Below are 21203 nucleotides of genomic sequence, written 5' to 3' on the forward strand. Positions count from 1 at the left end.
GCTCGGCCACCGTCGCCGCCAACCGCATCAAACCGCCCCTGCAGTATCCCGGCATCGTCGAGGACTATCGGAAGACCTTCGCCAAATCGAAGGCGATGAAGGTCGACATCTTCCTCGCGCCCCACCCGGAGTTCTTCGACATGGCCGGCAAGCGCGCGCAGATGAAGGACGGCGCCCCCAACCCCTTCATCAATCCCACCGAGTTCAAGCCCTTCATCGAGAAGCTGGAAGCCTCTTTCGAGAAGGCCCTGGCCAGTCAGTAGCACCAGGTCCCCTCACCCCGAGAGCAGACGAAAACAACCAGCGCGAACGTGCGGCGCAGCAGCCCCGCGAGAGTCCAGCCGCTGCGGATCCTCGAAATGCCCGTGGTCGCACTGCCTTCACCAGCGGCCTCAGAAGGGAGGGCCATCCCCGCCCGGATGCGGGCATGCCGCCCGCGTCGACGGCTTGACACGCCGCCCCCGTCTCGCCTTGGATGCGAATAGAGATTCGCATTCGCATTCAAGGCCTCATGTCCGCCACCACCACCTCTCCACGAGCGCCGCTCCAGGCGCGCAGCCGCGATACGCAGGCCCGCATCATTGAGGCGCTGCGGGCGCTGTTGACGGAGAAGCCGCTGGACGCCATCGGGGTGCAGGAACTCGCCCTGCGCGCGGGCGTGTCGGTGGGAGGCTTCTACCGGCGCTTCTCCGGCAAGGAGCACGCGCTCGCTCACCTCCTCTACGAGGGCTACGTGGCGCGAATGGAGGAGGCTGCCGCCCGTGTCCTGGATAAGGCGCGCTGGGAGGGAGCGGACACGGCCGAGCTGGTGCGCGCGTACTTCGGGATGATGTTGGAGGTGGCGCAGGAGCACCTGCCCGTGCTGCGCGAGATGGTGCGGCGCCACCGCGAGAACCCGGACGAGATGGTGCAGAGCGAGGCGTCGCAGCGCTTCCGCGAGAGTGTCCACGTTCCCTTCGTGCGGCTGCTCTCCAGCCGCGCCGGCACCTTCTCGCACCCCGACCCGGAGCTGGCGCTCCGCTTCGCCTTCTCCGGCTGCTCCTCCATCCTGCGCGAGGCCGCCCTCTTCCCGCACATGCAGCCGCGCATGGGCGAGCTGCCACAGGGCGCGCTCGTGGAGGAGCTCACCCGCATGTTCTGCGCCTACCTGGGCGTCCCGCTGCATTCCACCGACTCCTCTCCCACCGGAGGTCCCCCCGATGCGCCCCACCGCCCCACGCCGCGCGGCAGCCCGCGCGCTGCTGCTCCCCGCGCTGCTGCTCCCCGCACTCGCCGCCCGCGCTGAGCCCCCAGCTGGCGCTGCCCCTGCAACACGCTCCTCGCCCGCGGCGCTCGTGCGGGAGGTGGCGGATGCGTACGTGGCGGAGAGCGTCCGTCGCTCGCCGCACCTCGCCGAGCAGGTGGGGGCGCCCACGCCCGTGGACCGGTGGACGGACAACACGCCGGTGGCCCTGCGCGCCTGGGAGGCGCGGCAGGACACCTTCCTCGCGAGACTCTCCTCGGTGGACGCGGCAGCGCTCCAGGGGACGCCCGAGTGGTTCGTGCATGGCATGTTGCGCGAGGCGCTCGAAGCAGAGCGGGCGCAGCGGGTCTGCCGGGCAGAGCTGTGGCGGGGCGTGGACCAGATATTCGGCTGGCACCTGGGCCTGACGCAGGCGGCGGCGGAGCAGCCGGTGGGCACGAAGGCCGAGCGCACCCAGGCCCTCGCCCGCTGGCGTGCGCTGCCGGGCTTCGTCCGCACGGAGCTGGCGAACGCCCGCGAGGGGCTCGCCCGCGGCTACTCCGTGCCCCGCCCCAACGTCGAGCGCGTCCTCGAGCAGCTCGAGGGGATGCTCGCGCAGGCTCCAGAGCGCTCCCCATTGTGGAGCCCGGCGGAGCGCAGCGGCTCGCCCGCCTTCCAGAAGCAGTGGACGGGGGTGCTGAAGAGCGACGTGTTCCCCGCGCTGGGCCGCTACCGAGACTTCCTGAAGAAGGAGTACCTGCCGCGCGCACGCCTGGAGTCAGGGCTCTCCGCGCTGCCGGAGGGCGCGGCGTGCTACCGGGCCATCGTGCGTGCCTACAGCTCGCTCGACGTGTCGCCCGAGGAGCTACAGAAGCGGGCGCAGGAGGCGCGCAAAGGGTTGGAGGCGGAGCTCGCGCCGCTGGTGCGCCGGCTCACCAGCCTCGAGGACCTGCGCGAGGGGCGGCGGGCGCTGGCCACCGAAGCGCGCTTCGCCTTCGGCTCCCGAGAAGCGAAGGTCGAGCAGACGCGCGCCGAACTGGAGCGGGTGCGAGGACTCGTGCCGCGCGCCTTCTCGCGCACCCCTGAGACGCCGGTGGTGCTGGAGGTGGCCGCCGCCTTCCGGGAGCCCTCCTCCCCGCCCGCCTGGTACGAGCCGGCCCCCCTGGACGGCAGCCGCGCCGCCACCTACTTCCTCAACCTCGGCGGTGCGGAGACGTCGCCGCGCATGGGGCTCGCGCCCTCGGTGGCGCACGAGGCGTGGCCTGGGCACCACCTGCAGATTGCCTGGCTGCGCGAGCGGAGCGTGGCGCACCCGGTCCTCCGACTGCTGTCCACCGCTGCCTTCGTGGAGGGCTGGGGGATGTATGCGGAGCGGGTGGCGTTCGAGACGGGGATGTTCGAGGACGAGCTGATGCGCGCCGGGCTGCTCGGCCACCTGACCGATGCGCTTGTGGCGCTGGAACTGGACCCAGGAATGCACGTCTTCGGCGTCACGCGGGAGCAGGCGGTGCAGACGATGATGACCATCTCCAGCCGTCCCCGCGCCGAGGCCGAGCGCTATGCGGACCGGCACGCGTCCACCCCCGGCCAGCTGGCGACCTACATGACCGGCTACCTGGAGCTGATGCGACTGCGCGAGGAGGCCCGGAGCGCGCTCGGGGAGCGCTTCGATCTGCGCGAGTTCCACGACGTGGTGCTAGGGGATGGCCCCCTCGCCTTGCCCCTGCTGCGCCAGAAGCTGGAGCGCTGGGTGGCCGCGAAGAAGGCCTGAGCGGCCCCGCTGGGTTGGCTCTCGTTGTAGCAGGGCCTCATGCGCGCGGATCGGCGGGACCGAAGTTTCCGCCGATCCAGCCTGAATCCCCGCTCTCCCATTCATCGAGAGCCCGACACATCCTCTAGTGAAATCGCCCGCCTCTCGCGGGCCTCCCGAGGACACGTCATGGCTCACGAACACCCCGCCTCCGCCGTCCACCACTTCGTGCCGGGCTTTGGCGCCGACCGTGCTGCCCACTACGACGCCCAGGCGTCCGTCAACCTGGCCGGCATCCAGGCGGCGTACGAACTCTGCGTCAGCGCGCTGACCGCCCAGCTCGACGGCCAGGACACGGCGTCGCTGCTCTTCGTGGGACTGGGCACGGGCTCCGAGTTGATGCCCTACACGCGCTTCAACGTGCCGGGTTGGCGCTTCACGGGAGTGGATCCCTCCGAAGCCATGCTCGCCGTTGCCCGCAAGCGCCTGGAGGCCGAGGGAATACTTTCGCGCACGCATCTCCACGTGGGCGAGCTGCGCACCCTGCCTTCCGGCCCTCCCTTCGACGGTGCGCAGATGATGGGGGTACTCCACCATGTGGAGGGCGAGGAGGCCCGCATCGAGCTGCTGCGAGAGGTGACCCGACGGCTCAAACCCGGAGCGCCCCTCGTGCTGGGCTGCCGCGTCGGCAATGACCCCGAGCTGATGAACGTGGAGCTGCGGCGGCTGCGGGCGTATGGAATCCCCCCGGAAGATCTGGAGCGTCGGCGCCAGCTCTTCTCGGTGATACGGCCCATCGAGTCCGATGCCGCCCTGTTCGCGATGTTCGCCCGGGCCGGATTGGTGGCGCCGCGTCCGATCTTCGTCTCGCTGCAGTTCAAGATCTTCCTGGCGCGCTTCGAGCCCGACGCCGCGGGCTGAGACGCCAGGGGACGCGCCCGCTCCTGGAAGGGAGCCTAACGCTGGCGGCCGATGGTGCCCCAGGTGGGCGCGGACTTACCGGACTTCAACAAGGCGTTGGACGTGCTCGGCGGGTTGAACAGCTGGCACTGGGGCAGGGTCTTCGGATCGAGCCCGCTCACCTGGGCCCAGGTCTTGGCAGGGTCGGGCCGGACCATGGCGAAGTCGGTGTAGTTCTGGCTGACGATCGGAGCGTTGGCGGGCGGCGCGGGGTAGCCGGAGAAATAGAACGACTGCGGGTGGCGGTAGGGGGCTGCGGCCGTATCCACCCGGTCGGGCGTCGCCTTGCTGTCGAACGCGTAGCCAAAGAGGATCGCCGCTTCCTGCGTCTTGTCGGGGCTGGCGCCTGTCTGGATCGGCTTGCCCGTGGCGTGGTCCACCCAGAAGGAGTAGCCCTGCACGCGCCCGTCGAGCTGGGCGCTGTCGCCCTGGCTGTAGGGCAGGTGCTTGATGAAGTCGCGCCGAGGCGGGTGGTTGCGAGGCGAGAACAGGCAGACCGGCGGCATTCCCTGGGGCCGATCGGACTCGTAGGTCACGAAGAAAGCTGTGTCGCCCAGCGAGATGAACGAGCAGGTGTAGTTGTTGGGGATCGGGAAGATCGGCAGGCAGCGCTTGTCGTAGTGCTCCATCATCGCGCCCCGGCCGCCGTCCCAGGTGCTGTCGTAGTAGGTCGCTCCGTACGAGACCTCGTAGTCCTGGCCCTCGACGAGCGGAGCCGGGGGCTTGCCATCGTAGGGCGGCAGGTGGGTCTCATAGTTTTGGAAGACCCGGTACATCGTCCAGTTCGACGTCCAGTACTCCGGATACTCGGGGTTGGTCGGCTCGCCTGGGCCTCGGGTGTACTCGCACTGGCGGTTGGCGCACTGCTTCGAGTGCGAGGAGTTGTGCACGCCGTAGGTGGCATAGACATCATCGGCCGCCCCGTCGTCCCGGGTGGCGGACTTGCTACAGGCGACGCCCCCCAGCGACAGGGCCAGGGTGAGGGCGGAGACAGGAACAATGGGCAGGCGGGAAGGGTGGGGCATGGTCAGGCTTCCTTATGAGACGACCTGAGGGACGTACTCGAACGTGAGGCCGGTGCCGTGGGCCGTGTCATTCGGATCCGGCTGCGTCAGCACCTCGTAGGCGAGGATGCGGAGCTGGTACATGAGGCCCAGGACGGTGTTCAGCCGCTGGGGCTGGCCTCTGAAGACGGTGTCGAGTCCCAGCAGGATCTGCATGTACGCCTGGTTGAACTCGTCCACCAACTTCCGCGCGCGCGTACCCACGGGGTACATGGCGGCCTTGGCGTTTGGCGTCATCGGGAACACCTGGCTCTCGTCGAACTTCACGTCCAGGCCGGTATAGGACCAGCTCGCGGGCTGGGGCTGGATGAGCTTCGCGCCGTAGTAGATCTCTCCAAAGCGGTAGAAGTGCGCGGGATCGCCGTCGTCGTCTGTCGGGGCGTTCGTCGCCCCCTCGCCCTCGGAGACAATGATGTTCACGGCGCGCTTCGCATCATCCAGGGAGGTGATGGGGAACCAGTCCGTCACCCGGAACCACTGGGACTGGGTCGTCTCCGGGGTGACCTGGGCGGACGCCGGACCCCAGGTGACCGGCATGGACTCGAGCATGCGGAGCAGGGCCGCGTAGAAGTCGCCGATGGTGGGGTACTCGCCCGAGGAGGCTGCCGGGTAGTCCGAGGTTCCTCCGCCCTTGAGCGGGAGCCGAAGCGGCTCTGTCGGTTGCTCGATGCGCATGAAGGTGTCGTAGATGAGCGACTTCGAGCAGGGCAGGAGGCCGACCTGCAGGTCATCATCCACCTGCATGGGCAGGGGGCCTGGGTAGCTCGGCACGAATCCTGGGGCGGCGAAGTGCGGCTTGCCGCCCAGGGCGACGAGCAGGTTCGCCGCGATCGTCATGTGCAGCATCTCCTCGCGCACGATGGAGGTGATGATCTGCGCAACGGCAGGGTTGCTGCCGGGCTGCAGGCTGTAGAGCGCCGTCAGGTAGGGCGGAATGGTGGAGTGCTCGAGCTGGATGGCGGCCTGGAGGAACTCGTGGAGATCCGCCTGTGTCCTGGCTTGCCGCAGCCGCTGGAGCAGGTTCTGTTTCACGCGGAGCATGGAGGTTTCCTTTCACCGTGCGGGGGGACGCGTCACGGCTTCTCGCTGCCACTCTTGACGGACTGGCTCTTCTTCAGGCGGGCGGAGACGGCCGAGGCGGTCTCCTTGTCCAGCGCGGGGATGGAGGCTCCCGGTTGGAGCGCGGCTCTTCGCTTCGAGACCTTGGGGGCCAGGGTGACGGCCTTGCCCTGGAGCTTGCGCAGATAGGCCAGCAGCGTCTGTTGCATGGCGGGCGGCATGTCGCGCGTCACGGGCATGAAGTTCGGGTCGTTCATGTCCAGGCTGAAGGCCAGCTCGATGATGGCGGCGTTGGCCGTGACGGCGTCCTTGTTGGACAGATCGACGAGCCGCTTGCTCATGACAGGGTAGAGGTTGCCGTACTGGGTGAGGATGGGGGCCACGTCCTCCCAGCTTGGATCGAGGTTCACCGCATAGCCGTCGCGCACGTGCAGGTAGACGGCGTCGAGCATGTGCTGCTGGCCGGTGGGGCTCTTCCAGCCCGCTGTCTCCTGGAGCGTGTACAGGAGGGTGTAGATCTGGCCATTCATGTAGGGAGCGGCCAGCGCGGGCTGCTTCTGGGGCGGGTCGCCGGCCTTCAGCTCTGGCGGCGTGTAATAGACGAGCCGCGCCCCCTGCGGATCCGTGGCCGTGACGGTCAGCGCGGTTCGTCCCTGGGCGAAGGCTGTCGTCGTAGAGGAGACCACGTCGAGCGGCCAGCCCATGATGGGAACGGGGATGTCCAGCGCCTGGTTGCCGGTGCCCTCATCGGGATCGGCGCCCGCCTGCGCCACGGTCAGGGCGGTGCTATCGAGGGGAGTGCCCCACTGCGCCGCATAGACAGACACGTCCACGGAGTCCGTGGGCTGGGGGTCGGGGTACTGGCTCTGTGGGTTGAGGCGCTGGACGAACTCGTCGGCGCGGACCAGGTAGCCCATCACCGTCTCGCGGGCCTTGAGCGTGTAGGACGGGCGCGGATCCTGGGCCACGGTGTGGATGAGGGCCAGCGGGTGGTCCTTGATGAGCGCCAGCGCCGCGGGAGGCAGCGGCAGCCGGACGATGCCAGCGGTGGTCTCCAGCCAGCCCGGCTCCTGGTAGGGAATGGCGCCGATCGTCACGAACTGGCTCGGGGTGAGCGTGGCGTCGGTGGGCAGGAAGGTGGGCTGCCCATTCGAGACGGTGTCGGCGACGGTCAGCACCGCCAACGACAGCTGGCCGAGGTCCGTCTTGACGTTCGCGTCGTCATCCAAGGGGATGGAATTACCGAGGTCGACGGAGACGGTACTGGACGCCATGTCGACCATGGCATCGAAATAGCTGAAGCCGGCGGGAAGCCCCCGGGGCGTTGAGGTGGGGGCGAAGCGGCGGCCCAGCACGAAGGTCTTCGGCTCGCTGGGCAGCGCGACACCCAGGGCTCCGACCACATTGCCGAAGGTGTAGCCCTGCGCCGCTGAGTTGTTGATGTAGTTGCGCCCGTACTTGTACACGCTGAGGCGGATGGAGAGCGCAGCCTCGGGGCCGTACCGTTCCACCAGGGTCCGCATCTGATCCAGCACCTTCGAGAGCACCTTCGGGGCCGGGTCCCAGACGAGGTTCTGCAGGATCGAGGTGTAGGCGGCGCCCAGCGACTGCTGGTTGGGCGCGGTCCTCGGCTGCCGGGTCATGAGATCGCGGAACGAGGCGGGCCAGAAGTCTCCCGCGACATGGCCGGCGCCAGTGCCGTCCGTCAGCCGGATGCCCAGGCCCCAAAGGGCCGAGACCATCTGCATCTGGGGATCGAGATCGACCATCTTTCCGGCTGAGCGGCCCAGCGCGTTACCGACGAAGAGGCCAATGGCCGAATCCTGCGTGGGGTTGGTGACCCAGGTGCCGTCTGCCCAGAGGGCTCCCTTGACCACGCAGTTGACCAGACGGAAGGCGCCAGAGCCGTCGGGGTTCCACCAGCCACCCTCGGACGGAGGAGGTGGCTGTTCGTAGGAGGGCTGCTGCTCCTGGAAGGAGGGCTTGAAGTCTTTGTTGGAGTAGTGCCGGACGTCGTTGTTGACCGTCGAGACATCGGCTTGGAACAGACCCGAGAACGTGATCCGGGGCCCCACCAGATAGCTCATCTGTGCCTCCCTCCCCTGCGCAGAGGGCAAAGCCTAACCTGTCCGGCGCTGCCTCCCAAGGACTCTCGTGGAGTGCTGCAATGCCTCTCAGAAAGGTTTCTCTGTGGCTCTTGGCCGCATTGTTGGGCACTCTGTGCGCCTGGGTTCCTCTCTGCCGTGGAGCATGCATGTCGCTGATCCACCCTCTTGGCCGGCTGTTGGTGGTGTCCTTCGTCGTCATGGCAGGGCTCGCGGGAGCAGAACCCGCTGGAACGGTCGAGGCCGAGCAAGAGGCGGCCCCCCGCAACTACGGCAACCTGCGCATCGGGGCGTCCACCTCCGCGCGCCGCCCCTCGCTGTGCCTGGAGCTGGCTCCGCTCGACAGGATTAGCGTGGAGGGCTGCGGCACGGGCTCTGGTTTCCTCCACCATGATCCGGAGCCGGAGATCGCTCACTTCCGCGCTCACTTCCGGCTCGCCTCGTGGAAGACCTCCGTGGGCTGGTTCCAGCCGAGGCTCAGCGCGGGTTTCGCCGAGCTGCAGGTAGGAGAGGACAGCGGCGGCTTCCATTTCAACGGCACCGGTCCCACCGGGGTGGAGACCGCTGGGCCCGAGGTGGGGGCCTCGTTGAGGGCCCTGCTGCCTGTCGCCGCTGGCGTGGAGCTTGTGGGCGAGCTGGGCATGAACATGGCCTACTTCCGCCATGCCCCGGAGCTGCTGCGCCCTCAGCGGGTGTGGCACCCGGGAGCCTCGCTCTCGGTGGGCGTGGGCTTCTGAGCGGTTTCCAGGGAGCAAGGGGCGGCTGAGATGGAGCCGGAGAGCTTGCAGGCGAAGCGGGTGGCGGTGGGGTGGGGGGCCTTTGGCGGCCTGCTGCTGGCGGCCATCCTCATCCCCTTCTTCCTCTTCGGCGAGGCGCTGGAGGAGGCCGCCCGCCGCTTCCTCGAGGCGCATCCTCCGGGTTGGCAGGCAGCGCTGCTGCTGGGCGGGCTGCTGGCCGGCGACACCGTCCTGCCGGTGCCCTCGAGCCTCATCGCCACGGCGGCGGGGGCGCTGCTGGGCTTCTGGCGCGGCACCGTCACGTGCTTTGCCGGGATGATGGTGGCGAGCGAGCTGGGGTATCAGCTCGGGGCAAGGGCCGGCGAAGCGGCCCTGAGGCGCATGGTGGGCGAGTCCGAGGTAGCCCGGCTGGTTCGCGTGGCCGGGCGCCATGGCCATTGGTTCCTGCTCGTCTTCCGCGCGGTGCCTGTGCTGGCCGAGGCGTCGACCGTCTTCGCTGGGGCCAGTCGCATGTCACGGCGGGGCTTCTTCACCTCGGTGGCGCTGGGCAACCTCGGTGTCTCCGCGACCTACGCAGCGGTGGGAGCCTCGGCCGCGGGGACGGGCTCCTTCCTGCTGTTCTTCGCGGGCATGGTGTTGCTGCCGGGCCTCGCGCTGTGGCTGGCGGGGCTCCCAGGCAGAACCCGCTCTCGGTAACTGCAGAGGCCTCCTTACAGGCTGACGCCGGCCGCGACGCTGACCGTCACCTCGTGCGTGGTGGGGGCGCGCGTCACGTCGACGCCCAGGGCGGGGATGGCGACGTTGCGCAGGTAGACGCGCAGGCCCGCACCCGGGGTCGCGTACGTCAGCGGGTCGCCTTGCCAGCGCGCCACACCCGCGTCCACGAAGGCGTTGGCGGTCAGGACGCCCCAGCCTGGCTTCCAGAGGGGCAGCTGGTATTCGGCCGTGAAGGTGGTGGCCTCCTCGGCCCAGAGTCCCCCCTGCACGAAACCGCGGCTCCCCATGCGCCCGCCCAGCAGGATGGTGTCGCGGAAAGGGTTGCCGTGGGAGAGCTCGAAGCTGCCCGAGAAGCTCAGGGTGTGGTCCCCCAGCACCGCGTGCGTATAGGTGGCGCTCGCCTGCACCCGCCGGTACGGCAAGGAACCGGCGAGGTCCAGCCCCTCGTCCACCTGCAGCCGCGCGTTCAGCCCTTCGTTGAAGAAGAAGCGGAACGTCTGGCCCTGGTAGTCGGCCGAAGCCGTGACGCCATACGCCTCGCCGCCAGGGGGCGGTGCCGTGGCGAAGCCATCGCGAGCCTTGGGGCGCAGGATGCGGCCGAAGAGGCCTCCGGACACGTTCAGCTCGCGCGTCAGTTGATAGCCCAGCTGGGCGCTCGCCTCGTAGCGAGCGTCCCGGTAGCTGTCGAGGACCACCTCCACGGGCACTCGCTCGCGGTCCGTCACGCCGAGGAAGGTGGACGCGCTCAGTGTCCAGTTGCTGCCTCCGAGGCTTGGGTCCCGGTAGAAGACGAAGCCGTTGCTGCCACGGTTGGAGTAGGTGCCGCCGGCCGCCAGTTGCTTGCGGCGGCCGAAGAGGTTGGTCTCCACGAGGAAGAGGCCCGCCTGCGTGCGGCCCTGGGAGCTGTTGAAGAAGGGCACGGGCAGCAGCGTCCAGCGCTCCACCACCCCCACCTCCAGCACCACGCCGGAGGCGCCCGGGCGCAGCGCCACCTTGGCGGCCGAGAAGAGGCGCAGGTTGATGAGGCGGCGCTCCAGCTCGGGCACGTCCTCGGTCGAAACGGGCTCGCCCTCCTTCACGCCCAGCGCGCGCAGGATGACGTCCGGGTGCGTACGCGTGTTACCCGTCACCTCGATGCGCTCGAGGGACCGCACCGTGGGCGGCGCCTCCGGCGTCGTCTCGTCGCGCTCGAGGGGCTGCGCCGCGGGCGGCGTCTCTGGCGTCGTCGTCTCGGCACGATCGATGAGCTGCTCCGCGGGTGGTGTCTCCGTCGTCGTTTGGGCGTGCGCGTATCGGGCCGGGAGGAGTGTGGAGGCGATGAAGAGCGCGAGGAGCGCATCCTGCGCTTGGGGACGGAGGGCGCGCGAGGCCAGGACATGCGCCGCCCGCATCAGCGCACCGTCTCGGGCGCGGAGTCGGCTGGGGCGGGGTCGAAGTCGCCCACCGCGCGCTCCAGGTCGAGCCGGGCCAGGCGCACGTTGAGCGACTCGGCGACGGCCGCCAGCTCCGCCTGCGCGAGGGCCGAGTTGGTATCCGACACCTCGAGGTAGGTCGCCGCGCCCAGCTCGAAGCTGCGCTTGACCTGCAGCGCGGACTCGCGCGCCACCGCCACCTGCTCCTGGGCCGTGGCGAGGTTCTTCTCCGTCGTCTCCAGGTCGTTGAGGGCGCGGCGCACCTCGTCCCGCGCTTTCTCCTCGGAGGCACGCAGCGTGGCGCGCGCCTCGGCGATGCGCCCGGAGGCCTCGCGCAGCTGCGCCTCGCGCAGGCCGCCGTCGAAGAGCGTCCACGACAGGCCCAGCCCCACGCTCCAGTTGCTGTTCTGGCCGGTGAAGCCGCCCGCGTTGCTCAGGTTGTAGGTGCCCGTGGCGGCAAGGTTCGGCAGGTAGCGCGCGGCGACGGCGCGGCGCTGCCCTTGCGCGACGTCCACGCCCACGCGCGAGGCGGCCACGTCGAGCCGCGCCTCCAGGGCGTGTGCCTCGGCGCTGGCGGCGTCTTTCTCGGCCGACTGTCCCACCGCCCCTTGCCCCTCGGGCGTCTGCACGTCGAAGTCCACGGGTCGGGCGAGCAGCGTGGCGAGCGCGCTCTTCGCGTTCGTGTACGCGTTGCGGCTGCGCACCAGCTCCTGCTCGGCGCGCGCGCGGTCGAGCGTGGCGCGCAGCACCGCGAGCTTCGGAACGTCGCCCACGGAGAAGCGCGCCTGGGCATTGCGCTCGAAGCCCCGGCGCACCTCCAACAACTGCTCCTGCACGGCCAGCACCTCGCGCAGTGAGGCGGCTCCCAGGTAGGCGCGCGTCACGCCGAAGAGGATGGCGCGCCGCGCATCCTCCACGCTGAGGGTGGCCTGCTTCTCCCCGAGGTAGGCATTGCGGATGGCGACGTAGCCCTCGGGGATGATGAGGCCCTGGCGCAGCGAGATGCTGCCGCCCAGCTGGTCCTTCTTCTGGATGGGGACGGACTGGTAGTCGGCCCCCACGGCCACGAAGTTGGTGGCACCGCCGGGCGGGTTGTCTGGGCCCACGGGACGGCTCGGGTCGTTCGCGGGGCCGGTGGGCGCGCCCACGTCCCGCACGATGTAGCTCGTGGGTAGCGTCAGGTTCGCCTCGGCCGAGTTGCGGGTGTAGCCACCCTGGGCCGTCACCTGCGGCAGGTACGCGGACCAGGCCTGGGCGGACAGCGTGTCGGCCTGGGCCAGGCGAGCGCGAGCCACCTCGAGGTCAGGGCTCTGGCGGTCTGCTTGCCGCAGCGCCTCCTCCAGGGTGAGGACGGGGAGCTGAGGCGCGGGCGTAGCGGCGGGCGCGGAGGTGACAACCGGCGCGTCGGCGGCAGGGCTCGGGGGAACTTGGGCCGGGGCCTGCGCAAGCAGCAGCCCGGCAAGGAGAGAGAGGGGGTGCATGGTGGGGAAGTCCTGAAGCGTGGGAAGAGAAGGGGGACGGAGCGCCCGGCGGCGGATGCGGCACGCCGGGCGCGGTCCAGGGGGAGGAGCGAGGTGACTACGGGGTGCTCGCCACGGGCTCCGAGTGCGCAGGGGCCTCGGCGGGCTGTGCGGCCTCGGCGTGGCGCTTGCGCGAGGCGAGGCCGTCCAGCAGCGAGTACACCACCGGCACCACCACCAGCGTCAGCACGGTGGAGGTGATGAGGCCGCCGATGATGACGAGCGCCATGGGCACGCGCGTCTCGGCACCATCCCCGCGGGCGAGTGCCACCGGCACCATGCCGGCCACCATGGCGATGGTCGTCATGAGGATGGGGCGCAGGCGCACGGGAGCCGCCTGCAGCAGCGCCTCGCGAGCGCTCTTGCCGGCCTCGCGCAGCTGCTGGGTGAAGTCGACCAGCAGGATGCCGTTCTTCACCACCAGGCCCATCAGCATGATGACGCCGATGAGGGCAATCATCGACAGGGCGTTGCCCGACAGCAGCAGCGCGCCGATGGCACCAATGAGCGCGAAGGGGAGCGAGAGCATGATGGTGAAGGGGTGGATGTAGCTCTCGAACTGCGCGGCCAGGATCATGTACAGCAGCAGGATGCCGAGCCCCAGCGCCGTGGCGAAGGCCCCCATCGTCTTGCCCATCTCCTTCGCGTTGCCGGAGAAGCCCCCGGTCACGCCCTTGGGCAGCTCCTGCGGGGCCTTCGCCGTGAGGAAGCTCATCCCCTCGCCCAGGGTGTAGCCGGGAGCGAGGTTGGCCAGCAGGGTGATCTGCCGCTGCTGGTTGAGGCGGTCGATCTGCACCGGGCCCTCGGACGGGGTGATGTTCGCCACGTTGCGCAGCTCCACCAGCTGCCCGCTCGAGGTGCGCACGGTGAGCTGTCCCAGGGCCTCCTGGGAGGCGAGCGTGGCATCGGGCAGGCGCAGCTTCACGTCGTACGTCTCGCCGCCCTCGCGGTACGTCATGAACTCATCGCGGCCGAGGTAGGCGCGCAGCGAGATGCCCACCTGGGCGGCAGGAACGCCGAGCTGCGCGGCGCGCTCGCGGTCGATGCGCACGTCATACTGGGGTTTGCCGCTGCGGTAGGTCGTGTCGATGTCGGTGAAGCCCGGGTTGGACTTCATCACCGCGAGCATCTTCTCGCTGGCGGCGGTGACCTGGGCCCAGTCGGTGCCGCGCAGCACGTACTGCACCTGCTGGGTGCGGCCGCCACCACCCACGCCAGAGCTGTCCTGCACGGACATCAGCACGCCCGGGCGCTGCGCCAGCGTGTCGCGCAGGCGCGTCTTGAAGGACTCCTGGTCGAAGCTGCGCTCCTTGCGCGGCACGAGGTTCACCAGCACCTCGCCCTTGTGGACCTCCTCGAGGGTGCCGCCACCCGCCGTGCTGAACGTGTCCTTCACGCCCTCCAGGGTGCGCACCTGCTGGGCCACGATGCCGAGCTCACGCTCGGTGTCCTCCAGGGTGGAGCCCACGGGCAGCTCGAGCGTCACGCGCACCGCGCCGTTGTCGGAGGCCGGGATGAAGGTGAACTTGAGGAAACGGGCCATGCCCAGCGTCAACACCAGCACGCCCACGGCGGCGGCCATGGCGAGGCCACGGCGGTTGAGCACCGCGCCCAGGGCGCGCCGGTACCAGTCCTCCATGCCCACCAGCACGCGCTCGATGGCGGCGCTCAAGCGGCTGGGGGTGTCGTGCCCATGCCCCTTGAGCAGGCGGCTGGACAGCATGGGCGTGAGCGTCATCGACACCGCGTAGGAGATGAGCACCGCCACGGCCACCGTGACGCCGAACTGGTAGAAGAACCGGCCAATCATCCCCTCCATGAAGGCCACGGGGATGAACACCGCCACGATGGCGAGCGTCACGGCGAACACCGCGACGGCGATCTGCCGGGTGCCCTCGAGCGCGGCCTGGACCGGCGTCTTTCCCTCCTCGAGGTGACGCACGATGTTCTCGATGACCACGATGGCGTCGTCGATGAGCAGACCGATGGAGAGCGTCAGCGCGAGCATCGTGATGATGTTGAAGGTGAAGCCCAGCAGCGCCATCACCGCGAAGGTGCCGACGACGGACACGGGCAGCGCGATGGCGGACACGAGTGTGGAGCGCAGGTTGCGCAGGAAGAGGAGCACGATGAGGACGGAGAGGACGCCGCCCAGCACCATGTCCACCTGCACCGCGTGGATGGAGGCGCGGATGCTGGTGGAGTTGTCGCTGACGGTGCTGACCGCCACGCCCTCAGGCAGCCCGGCGTTGATCTCCGCGAGCGACTCCTTGACGAGCTCGGCCACCTGCACCGTGTTGGCGCCCGACTGCTTGCGCACCACGAGGGCGACGGCGGCCCCCGAGTCCGAGCGTGCCAGGCCGCGCGCCTCCTGGGCGCCGTCCACCACCGCCGCCACGTCACGCACGCGCACCGGGGTGCCGTTGGGGCTGGCGAGGATGATGTTGCCAATCTCCGAGACGCTGCGCGCCTCGGCCGTCAGGCGCACGATGCGCTCGCGGCCCCCTTGTGTGGCGCGCCCGCCGGGCAGGTCCACGCTCTGCGCCTGGAGGGCCTGGCTCACGTCGCCGATGGCCAGCCCGTAGCCGCGCAGCCGCTGCGGATCGACCACCAGCTGGATCTCCCGCTTGCGACCGCCCACCACGCTGATGCTGCCCACGCCCGGCTGGCTCTGCAGCGAGGGCTTCACCACGTCCTCGGCCACGCGCGTGAGCTCCTCGATGGGCAGGGAGCCGGACAGCGACAGTGTCACGATGGGTGCCGCACCGATGTCGAACTTCTCGATGACGGGCGCCTCGATGTCGTCGGGCAGCGAGCGCAGCGTGGCCTGCACGCGGTCGCGCACGTCCTGGGCCGCCACGTCCAGGTTGGTGTCCAGCTTGAAGCTGATGATGATCTGGCTGACGTTCTCGAGGTTGATGGAGCTGACCTCGTCCACGCCGTTGAGCGTGTTGAGCACCTCCTCGAGCGGGTCGGAGACGTTCTTCTCCATGGACTCGGGGTCGGCGCCCGGCAGCAGCGTGGTGACGGTGACGACGGGGATGTCGACGTTGGGGAATTGGTCAACGCCAATGCGTGGGTAGGCGTAGAGGCCGAAGACGACGACCGCCGCCATCAACATGATGGTGAAGACGGGGCGTTTGATGAAGGTCTGGAGCATGGGAAGGGCGTGCGGCGAAAAGAGTGGGAAGGAAGAGAGGGGAAAGGCCGCCCGGAGCTACTGGACGACCTGGAGCGCGGTGCCGTTCTGGAGCGGCAGGCTCGCGTCGGCGACGACGCGCTCCTCGGCGCCGAGGCCCTGCACCACGCGCACGAAGCCGGGCAGCACGCGCTCGACCTTGACGTCACGGCGCTGCGCCTTGCCGTCCTGCACGACCCAGACGAAGCCCTGCTGGCCCTGGGCCTGGACGGCCTGCGAGGGCAGGAAGAGTCCCGCCTGGCCCGGCTCGCCTTCGGAGGCCACCGCGGCCGAGAAGTCGAGCTCCACGAGCGCCCCCGCGCGCAGCTGAACTCCCCCGGTCTCCTTGGCCGGGAGCACGTCGGCGAGCACCTCGACGGTGCGCGTCTGCGAGTCGATGGTGGCGCCCAGGCTCGCCACTCGCGCCTCGAAGGGAGCGCCGGAGGGGCTGATCGTGCCCTTGACGACGCTGCCCTGCTTCACGCGGTCCACGAAGGCCTCGGGCACCGGGACGCGCACCTCGAGTTCCTGCGTGTTGACGAGGCCGAAGATGGCCGTGCCGGTCGACACGTAGTCGCCCTCGTTGCGGTTGCGGCTGGTGATGACGCCGTCGAAGGGAGCGGTGAGGGTGGCGTCGCGCAGCACCTCGTTCGCGTTGGCCAGCGCGGCGGCCGCCTGGGCGGCCTGGGCCTGCGCCTGTCGGTAGCCCACCTCGGCCTTGTCGAGGGAGGCACGGGCGAGGCTGCCCGCCTCCGTGAGGGCTCGCGCCCGCTCCACCTCGGTCGTCGCGCCGTCGAGCGCCGCGTCCGCCGCCGCCTTCGCGGCACGCGCCTGATCGGCGGCGATGCGCGTGTTGGAGGTGTCCAGCTGCGCCAGCACCTGCCCGCGCTTCACGCGCTCGCCCACCTTCACGCTGACGCGCATGAGGGTGCCCGAGCCCTGAGCGCTCAGCGTCGCCTCCTGCTTGGAGCGCACGCTGCCGGTGGCCCGCAGGACGCTCGCCTCGAGCTGGGGAGCGGGCGTGAGGGCCTTCACACCCACGGGCTTCTGGGCCACCTGGGCTGCCGCGGGCGGGGGGGCCGACTTGCTGCTACCGCCACACCCAGCCGCCGCCACCGCCACTGCCACCACGACCGACTTCACGGACGCCTTCATTGTTTTGCTCCTTGTTCTGTGGGTCTGGCCCCTCTTGGGAATACAGACCTGATGACTGGATTGGTTTTTGGGTCAGTTCAGGGCACACGAACACCCCACGCCTGCGCGGTGAGGAGGTGCGTGGCGTTTCAGCTCGGATGGGGCGGCGCGGCGCGTGGAGGCGCAAGCCCGCGGATGAAGACGTCGAGGTAGGCGTCCAGCGCTGCTCTCAACGCAGCGGTGCCGTCCTGCGTCAGCAACTTGCCGGAGATCGCCCAGAGTGTCTCCACCAGACCGGTGGCCACCAGGTGGGGGGCTGCGACAGCCATCACCCCTTGAGCATTGCCCTCGGCGAGGATGCGCTCGAGAAGCGCCGTCTCCTTCTGCTGGAACTCGGGCAGGAGGCGCCGAGCCTGCGTGCCCAGCTCAAAGAGGGTCTCCATCTGGAACCGCTCCCTGTGAGCCATGCGCGAGTTCTGCTCCAGCTTGCACTGGATGAACGCCCGGATCTGGGCACCAGGGGTTTCGGCCCGACGCACGGCCATCTCGAACTCGGCTATCGACTGCGCACTAAGGAGCCGAAGGCACGCCTCGAACAGCTCCTCCTTGCTCTCGAAGTGAAGGTAGAGGCTGCCCTTGCCCACACCGGCGCGGCGGGCAATGTCCTCCATGGAGGCCTTCTTGAACCCGAAGCGGGCGAAGACCTCACCGGCGGAGTTGAGAATGGCGGTGCGAGGGTCGGAACTCATTGACCCAAATAGTAATCCGGTCAGTCAGTCAGCGCAAGTCCTCTTCTCCACAGTGCGGAAGCCCCCCTCCTGCGGGCCGCCTGAAGGCCGGTCGGGCATCCTGGCGCTCGAAGTCCGGCCCGTCCTGCACCCCGAGAAGTCATCCCATACGCCCTCACTCTGCGTAAGGTGGACACGAGGAGGGTGGCATGACGGGCTCTCGTATGAACACGCGTGATCGAACCTACCTTGAGCGCGCGGTCGAACTGGCGCTCCAGTCCGAGCGTGCGGGCAACCTGCCTGTGGGGGCGCTCCTGGTGCTCGATGGCTCCATCATCTCGGAGGGAGCGAGCTCGGTGCTGCAGCCCGTCTACGATCCGGGCGCGCATGCGGAGATGTGCGCGCTACGGGGAGTGGACAAGGCGCTGTGGCCGCGAGCGCGAGAGATGACGTGTTACAGCACGCTGGAGCCATGCGTCATGTGCATGGGCGCCCTATTGCTGCACGGGGTGGGGCGGGTCGTCTTCGGCGCGACCGACGTCGAAGGGGGAGCTGGAGGGCTGCTGCCCCACCTGCCTCCGTACTACGCGGGCACGAACGCCATGGAGTGGGTCGGTCCGCTCCTGCCCGAGGTGTGTGATCCGCTGTACCGGCGGACCGATGAGGCCTTCGCGAAGCTGCCCTGCGGGCGGGATGCGTTGCGCTCCAGGGACTCGTGAACCCATGAGCGCGTCCCCCGATATCCAGCTCTGAAAACCCCGCGTAGTACGCTCGTGCCCCATGCAGAAAGCCCTCTCCACTCTCATCGCGTCCGTGCGGGCCACGCACCCCGGCCAGATCCTCATCGTCACCGGCGCTGGCGTCAGCCACGCCAGTGGCATTCCCACCTTCCGGGGCACCGATAAGGACGCCATCTGGAAGCGCGATGTCACGGAGCTCGGCACCTACCGGTTCTTTTCCGAGAACCCAGCGGGCTCGTGGCAATGGTATCTCTCTCGGTTCGACAAGCTCGAAGGCGCGCGTCCCAACCCGGGGCACCTCGCCATCACCGCGCTGGAGCGATTTCAGCTCGCCCGGGGAGGCGACTTCCTGCTGGTCACGCAGAACATCGACACGCTGCATGAGCAAGCAGGCACGCAGCGGATGATCAAGGTGCATGGCAGCAGCGATCGCTATCGCTGCTCCGAGCCCGACTGCGCGCTGGGGGCGCCCGAGGGCTCCATCGCCGCGAGCGAAGTCGATCTCACCGCCTTCCGGAAAGAGCCGGTAGAGGCCAACGTGCCGCGGTGCCCATCTTGCGGCGGCTTGCTGCGCATGCACGTCCTGTGGTTCGACGAATACTACGCCGAGCACCGCAGCTATGGCTGGCAGGCCGTGTGCCGCTCCGCGGAAGAGGATGCGCAACTGGTCATCTTCGCGGGTACGTCATTCTCGGTGGGCGTAACGGACCTGGTGCTGCGCTCAGCGCGCATGCGCAACGTGCCCATCTTCAACATCGATCCCGCTCCGCGCGTCAGCGGCGATGGCGTCATGTCCATCTCCGCCGGCGCGGAGGTCGTGCTGGTCGAGGTGTGCAAGGCGCTCGGATTGGCGATGTCATAGACCCCTCGCGACAGGTAGCCTCGCCAGCTGCATCAGGCGCGCAGCCAGGTCTCGGCTTCCTCTCTCGAACGAACGAAGCGAATCATGTTGTGCGATCGATGTTCGTAGGCAAGCTCCTTGACCCGGTCGCCATGGACTTCTGGATTCGGCAGGACGATCGCCACGCGCAGTCGATAGTTCGAAAACTTCTGTAGGACCTCGCCCGCCAATCCGTTGCGGAGAACGAAGAACTCCGGCCCGAGATCTCCCTCGAGGAAGATGATGCCCTCCGCGCCAAAGCATGCGCCGATGGCGTCGGGAATGTCTTTGACGCTTCGGATGGAAATGCCCTGTTCAGAAGCAACGATCACTCTGCGCTCTTCTTGCATGGTCTCGTTTCTCGGTGGAACGGCTCATGGCAAGGGTACACCGAGAAACGGATGGGCGCGCGGCGTCCGGGCACCGCGCGCCGTGCTTGCCTGAGGCGCGCTACTTCGGCTCCTCCGGGGCTTCAGGGACTCCGGAACCCCCGACTCCAGAGGAGGGCGCGTCGCCCCAGCCCGCCTCGTACATCGTCTTCCACTTCCACTTGCCATCGCGTTTCACCAGGAGCCCAGCGTTCCGACCGCTCCGCTTCTTCCCTTCCGAGATCATGGTGAAGTCATTGGTGTAGGTGGCAAGCGAGTCCGACAACACGGTGATGGTGGGCTTGCTGGTCATCACCGTGTCGGCGGGCATGTGCGCGAACATGGACTGCATCATCTCCTTGTACTTCTGAAGGTCGTACGTCTCCTCCTTGGGGATGCCTTTGCGGGTATCGGTCACCCAGAGGGTCGGGAAGTCCACCCGGGAGATCGCCACATCGATATCGCGGCTCTTGATGAGGGCGTCCTCTTCCTTGAAGAAGGCTTCAATCTCCTTTTTGGTCTTCGATTCGTTGGTCGGCTTGCGGGTCCATGGCCCCATCATGTCCGGGTCCATGGACATGCCCGAGCCCCCTGTCTCAGGTGGGGGCTTCGGGTCCTTTGCCCAGGCAGGTGCGGTGAGCACGAGCGAGACGAGACACACTGCGATTCGACGCATCATGAGCGACGTCCTCCTGACGCGAAGGTGGAGGCGCTCCCATTCACGGACAATCAGGCCCGCTGAGGTCGCCTTGTCCCGAGGGGAGCCCCGAGCAGCCAGAGGGGCGCACTCCTAGATGTCGCCAACGCTCGCCCGCGCTTCGTCGCATTCCTCGCAGCCAGCGCCCGAAGGGTGGAGGAACAGGAGGGGGTCGCTCGCCAGCCGCTCGACGGCAACCCGCACGAGGTCCTGCGCGCGCACCAATCGCGCAGGCGCGTGACCCACCGGGCCTTCCGCCTGGAGCCCCGCTGCCCGCAGCCATGCATCCATCTGCTCGAAACGCTCGCAGCAGTGGTCGTTCTCGCCGTAGTCGATCCGGACGGGCCGCCCGTCCCGGAGTTCCGTGTAGTGGCGCGGAACCCGATAGGGGGCGCCGCCGAGGATCTCCGCGAGGTGCAGCATGGTGCTGCAGCCATGGCCCACGCCGAGCAACAGCACCTGCCCGTCGAGCGCGTGGATGACGCTGATCGGGCTTCCAGGCGAGGACGGGGGCAGCGTGAGCGGCGCGGAGATGATCTCGGCTGCCCGGGGTCCCACTGACGCGAAGCCGCCAAAGTGGTTGCTGCGGAGCACGCCCGGCTGACGCCAGAACAGCTCGGGCAGGATGCCAAGGCTCTCCGCTGCGGGCGTGGTTCGGGGGTCGAACGGTGTGTCATCGTCGCCGGTGCTCGAGGGCAGGACCAGTGTGCCCCGCGGCCCGAGCGCGTCGCGCAGCGCGGAGATCAATCCGAGGGGTCCGCCCTCCACCGGCCGCACCGCGCGGAAGGAAGTATGGACGAGCAGCACGCCGCCTTCGCGGACGCCCAGCGCGCGGAGCTGCTCTGCGACATGGGCTCTGCTGAGTTCGGGTCGCTCCATCTCGCTTGCGCTCATCCTGGCCATTATCGCGCCGGGCGATGCCTCCGTGAACA

General features: G+C 68.9%; 18 protein-coding genes and 1 pseudogene. 8 read left to right on the forward strand and 11 right to left on the reverse strand.

The window, feature by feature from the left end; all coding sequences use genetic code 11:
* From SYV04_RS42020 to SYV04_RS42035, 4 genes and pseudogenes are all read left to right on the forward strand, one after another.
* Positions 1-263 (forward strand): annotated as a pseudogene (locus tag SYV04_RS42020) (hypothetical protein); the annotation flags it as partial.
* A gap of 248 nt (positions 264-511) precedes the next feature.
* Entirely contained in the window at positions 512-1285 is a 774-nt protein-coding gene (locus tag SYV04_RS42025) for a TetR/AcrR family transcriptional regulator (protein ID WP_321551751.1), read from the forward strand.
* Positions 1200-2993, forward strand: coding sequence for a DUF885 domain-containing protein (locus SYV04_RS42030; protein WP_321551752.1), 1794 nt, complete (start codon positions 1200-1202; stop codon positions 2991-2993). The genes SYV04_RS42025 and SYV04_RS42030 overlap by 86 nt, the downstream gene beginning before the upstream one ends.
* 168 nt (positions 2994-3161) lie before the next feature.
* On the forward strand, positions 3162-3893 hold the full coding sequence (locus tag SYV04_RS42035; RefSeq protein WP_321551753.1) for a class I SAM-dependent methyltransferase: 732 nt from the start codon (positions 3162-3164) through the stop codon (positions 3891-3893).
* Positions 3894-3928: 35 nt separating this feature from the next.
* On the opposite strand, the gene SYV04_RS42040 is transcribed toward SYV04_RS42035, so the two are convergent.
* The 3 genes from SYV04_RS42040 to SYV04_RS42050 are packed head-to-tail and all read right to left on the reverse strand — an operon-like array spanning position 3929 to position 8142.
* On the reverse strand, positions 3929-4957 hold the full coding sequence (locus SYV04_RS42040) for a hypothetical protein (RefSeq protein ID WP_321551754.1): 1029 nt from the start codon (positions 4955-4957) through the stop codon (positions 3929-3931).
* Positions 4958-4969: 12 nt separating this feature from the next.
* The gene (locus SYV04_RS42045; protein ID WP_321551755.1) at positions 4970-6037 is read right to left on the reverse strand and encodes a ferritin-like domain-containing protein; all 1068 of its coding nucleotides are present in this window, start codon (positions 6035-6037) and stop codon (positions 4970-4972) included.
* A 32-nt stretch (positions 6038-6069) separates the two neighbouring features.
* Positions 6070-8142: a hypothetical protein gene (locus tag SYV04_RS42050; RefSeq protein ID WP_321551756.1), complete on the reverse strand. Its 2073-nt coding sequence runs from the start codon at positions 8140-8142 to the stop codon at positions 6070-6072.
* Between the two features lie 167 nt (positions 8143-8309).
* Here SYV04_RS42050 and SYV04_RS42055 point away from each other — a divergent pair, with 167 nt between their 5' ends.
* Complete coding sequence (locus SYV04_RS42055; RefSeq protein WP_321551757.1) at positions 8310-8897, forward strand: hypothetical protein; 588 nt, start codon at positions 8310-8312, stop codon at positions 8895-8897.
* A gap of 30 nt (positions 8898-8927) precedes the next feature.
* Positions 8928-9593 (forward strand): TVP38/TMEM64 family protein, encoded by a 666-nt coding sequence (locus SYV04_RS42060; protein ID WP_321551758.1) that lies wholly within the window; start codon positions 8928-8930, stop codon positions 9591-9593.
* Between the two features lie 14 nt (positions 9594-9607).
* Here SYV04_RS42060 and SYV04_RS42065 read toward each other — a convergent pair whose 3' ends face one another.
* The 5 genes from SYV04_RS42065 to SYV04_RS42085 all read right to left on the reverse strand — a co-directional run bounded on the left by SYV04_RS42065 (position 9608) and on the right by SYV04_RS42085 (position 17607).
* A complete protein-coding gene (locus SYV04_RS42065) occupies positions 9608-11005 on the reverse strand; it encodes a BamA/TamA family outer membrane protein (protein WP_321551759.1) in 1398 nt (465 codons plus the stop codon).
* A complete protein-coding gene (locus SYV04_RS42070) occupies positions 11005-12507 on the reverse strand; it encodes a TolC family protein (protein WP_321551760.1) in 1503 nt (500 codons plus the stop codon). Before SYV04_RS42070 ends, SYV04_RS42065 begins: the two co-directional genes overlap by 1 nt.
* 97 nt (positions 12508-12604) lie before the next feature.
* Positions 12605-15706, reverse strand: a complete 3102-nt coding sequence (locus SYV04_RS42075; protein WP_321551761.1) for an efflux RND transporter permease subunit — start codon at positions 15704-15706, stop codon at positions 12605-12607.
* Positions 15707-15763: 57 nt separating this feature from the next.
* On the reverse strand, positions 15764-16879 hold the full coding sequence (locus SYV04_RS42080; RefSeq protein ID WP_321551762.1) for an efflux RND transporter periplasmic adaptor subunit: 1116 nt from the start codon (positions 16877-16879) through the stop codon (positions 15764-15766).
* 128 nt (positions 16880-17007) lie between these two features.
* On the reverse strand, positions 17008-17607 hold the full coding sequence (locus SYV04_RS42085) for a TetR/AcrR family transcriptional regulator (protein WP_321551763.1): 600 nt from the start codon (positions 17605-17607) through the stop codon (positions 17008-17010).
* Positions 17608-17795: 188 nt separating this feature from the next.
* On the opposite strand from SYV04_RS42085, the gene SYV04_RS42090 reads away from it, so the two are divergent.
* Positions 17796-18305: a nucleoside deaminase gene (locus tag SYV04_RS42090; RefSeq protein WP_321551764.1), complete on the forward strand. Its 510-nt coding sequence runs from the start codon at positions 17796-17798 to the stop codon at positions 18303-18305.
* A gap of 61 nt (positions 18306-18366) precedes the next feature.
* On the forward strand, positions 18367-19188 hold the full coding sequence (locus SYV04_RS42095) for an SIR2 family NAD-dependent protein deacylase (protein WP_321551765.1): 822 nt from the start codon (positions 18367-18369) through the stop codon (positions 19186-19188).
* A gap of 32 nt (positions 19189-19220) precedes the next feature.
* Here the strand turns inward: SYV04_RS42095 and SYV04_RS42100 are convergent, their stop codons facing one another.
* From SYV04_RS42100 to SYV04_RS42110, 3 genes are all read right to left on the reverse strand, one after another.
* On the reverse strand, positions 19221-19556 hold the full coding sequence (locus tag SYV04_RS42100) for a DUF4180 domain-containing protein (protein WP_321551766.1): 336 nt from the start codon (positions 19554-19556) through the stop codon (positions 19221-19223).
* Between the two features lie 100 nt (positions 19557-19656).
* On the reverse strand, positions 19657-20253 hold the full coding sequence (locus SYV04_RS42105; protein WP_321551767.1) for a nuclear transport factor 2 family protein: 597 nt from the start codon (positions 20251-20253) through the stop codon (positions 19657-19659).
* Positions 20254-20364: 111 nt separating this feature from the next.
* On the reverse strand, positions 20365-21150 hold the full coding sequence (locus SYV04_RS42110; RefSeq protein WP_321551768.1) for an AAC(3) family N-acetyltransferase: 786 nt from the start codon (positions 21148-21150) through the stop codon (positions 20365-20367).
* Positions 21151-21203: the final 53 nt, after the last annotated feature.

It is taken from the genome of Hyalangium ruber, assembly GCF_034259325.1.
Lineage (GTDB): Bacteria > Myxococcota > Myxococcia > Myxococcales > Myxococcaceae > Hyalangium_A > Hyalangium_A rubrum.

Coding starts and splice junctions, on each gene's coding strand:
- SYV04_RS42095 (WP_321551765.1), top strand. CDS start 18,367: ATGCAGAAAGCCCTCTCCACTCTCATCGCGTCCGTGCGGGCCACGCAC.
- SYV04_RS42035 (WP_321551753.1), top strand. CDS start 3,162: ATGGCTCACGAACACCCCGCCTCCGCCGTCCACCACTTCGTGCCGGGC.
- SYV04_RS42025 (WP_321551751.1), top strand. CDS start 512: ATGTCCGCCACCACCACCTCTCCACGAGCGCCGCTCCAGGCGCGCAGC.
- SYV04_RS42060 (WP_321551758.1), top strand. CDS start 8,928: ATGGAGCCGGAGAGCTTGCAGGCGAAGCGGGTGGCGGTGGGGTGGGGG.
- SYV04_RS42105 (WP_321551767.1), bottom strand. CDS start 20,253: ATGATGCGTCGAATCGCAGTGTGTCTCGTCTCGCTCGTGCTCACCGCA.
- SYV04_RS42070 (WP_321551760.1), bottom strand. CDS start 12,507: ATGCACCCCCTCTCTCTCCTTGCCGGGCTGCTGCTTGCGCAGGCCCCG.
- SYV04_RS42050 (WP_321551756.1), bottom strand. CDS start 8,142: ATGAGCTATCTGGTGGGGCCCCGGATCACGTTCTCGGGTCTGTTCCAA.
- SYV04_RS42090 (WP_321551764.1), top strand. CDS start 17,796: ATGACGGGCTCTCGTATGAACACGCGTGATCGAACCTACCTTGAGCGC.
- SYV04_RS42100 (WP_321551766.1), bottom strand. CDS start 19,556: ATGCAAGAAGAGCGCAGAGTGATCGTTGCTTCTGAACAGGGCATTTCC.
- SYV04_RS42040 (WP_321551754.1), bottom strand. CDS start 4,957: ATGCCCCACCCTTCCCGCCTGCCCATTGTTCCTGTCTCCGCCCTCACC.
- SYV04_RS42075 (WP_321551761.1), bottom strand. CDS start 15,706: ATGCTCCAGACCTTCATCAAACGCCCCGTCTTCACCATCATGTTGATG.
- SYV04_RS42110 (WP_321551768.1), bottom strand. CDS start 21,150: ATGGAGCGACCCGAACTCAGCAGAGCCCATGTCGCAGAGCAGCTCCGC.
- SYV04_RS42080 (WP_321551762.1), bottom strand. CDS start 16,879: ATGAAGGCGTCCGTGAAGTCGGTCGTGGTGGCAGTGGCGGTGGCGGCG.
- SYV04_RS42045 (WP_321551755.1), bottom strand. CDS start 6,037: ATGCTCCGCGTGAAACAGAACCTGCTCCAGCGGCTGCGGCAAGCCAGG.
- SYV04_RS42030 (WP_321551752.1), top strand. CDS start 1,200: ATGCGCCCCACCGCCCCACGCCGCGCGGCAGCCCGCGCGCTGCTGCTC.
- SYV04_RS42055 (WP_321551757.1), top strand. CDS start 8,310: ATGTCGCTGATCCACCCTCTTGGCCGGCTGTTGGTGGTGTCCTTCGTC.
- SYV04_RS42065 (WP_321551759.1), bottom strand. CDS start 11,005: ATGCGGGCGGCGCATGTCCTGGCCTCGCGCGCCCTCCGTCCCCAAGCG.
- SYV04_RS42085 (WP_321551763.1), bottom strand. CDS start 17,607: ATGAGTTCCGACCCTCGCACCGCCATTCTCAACTCCGCCGGTGAGGTC.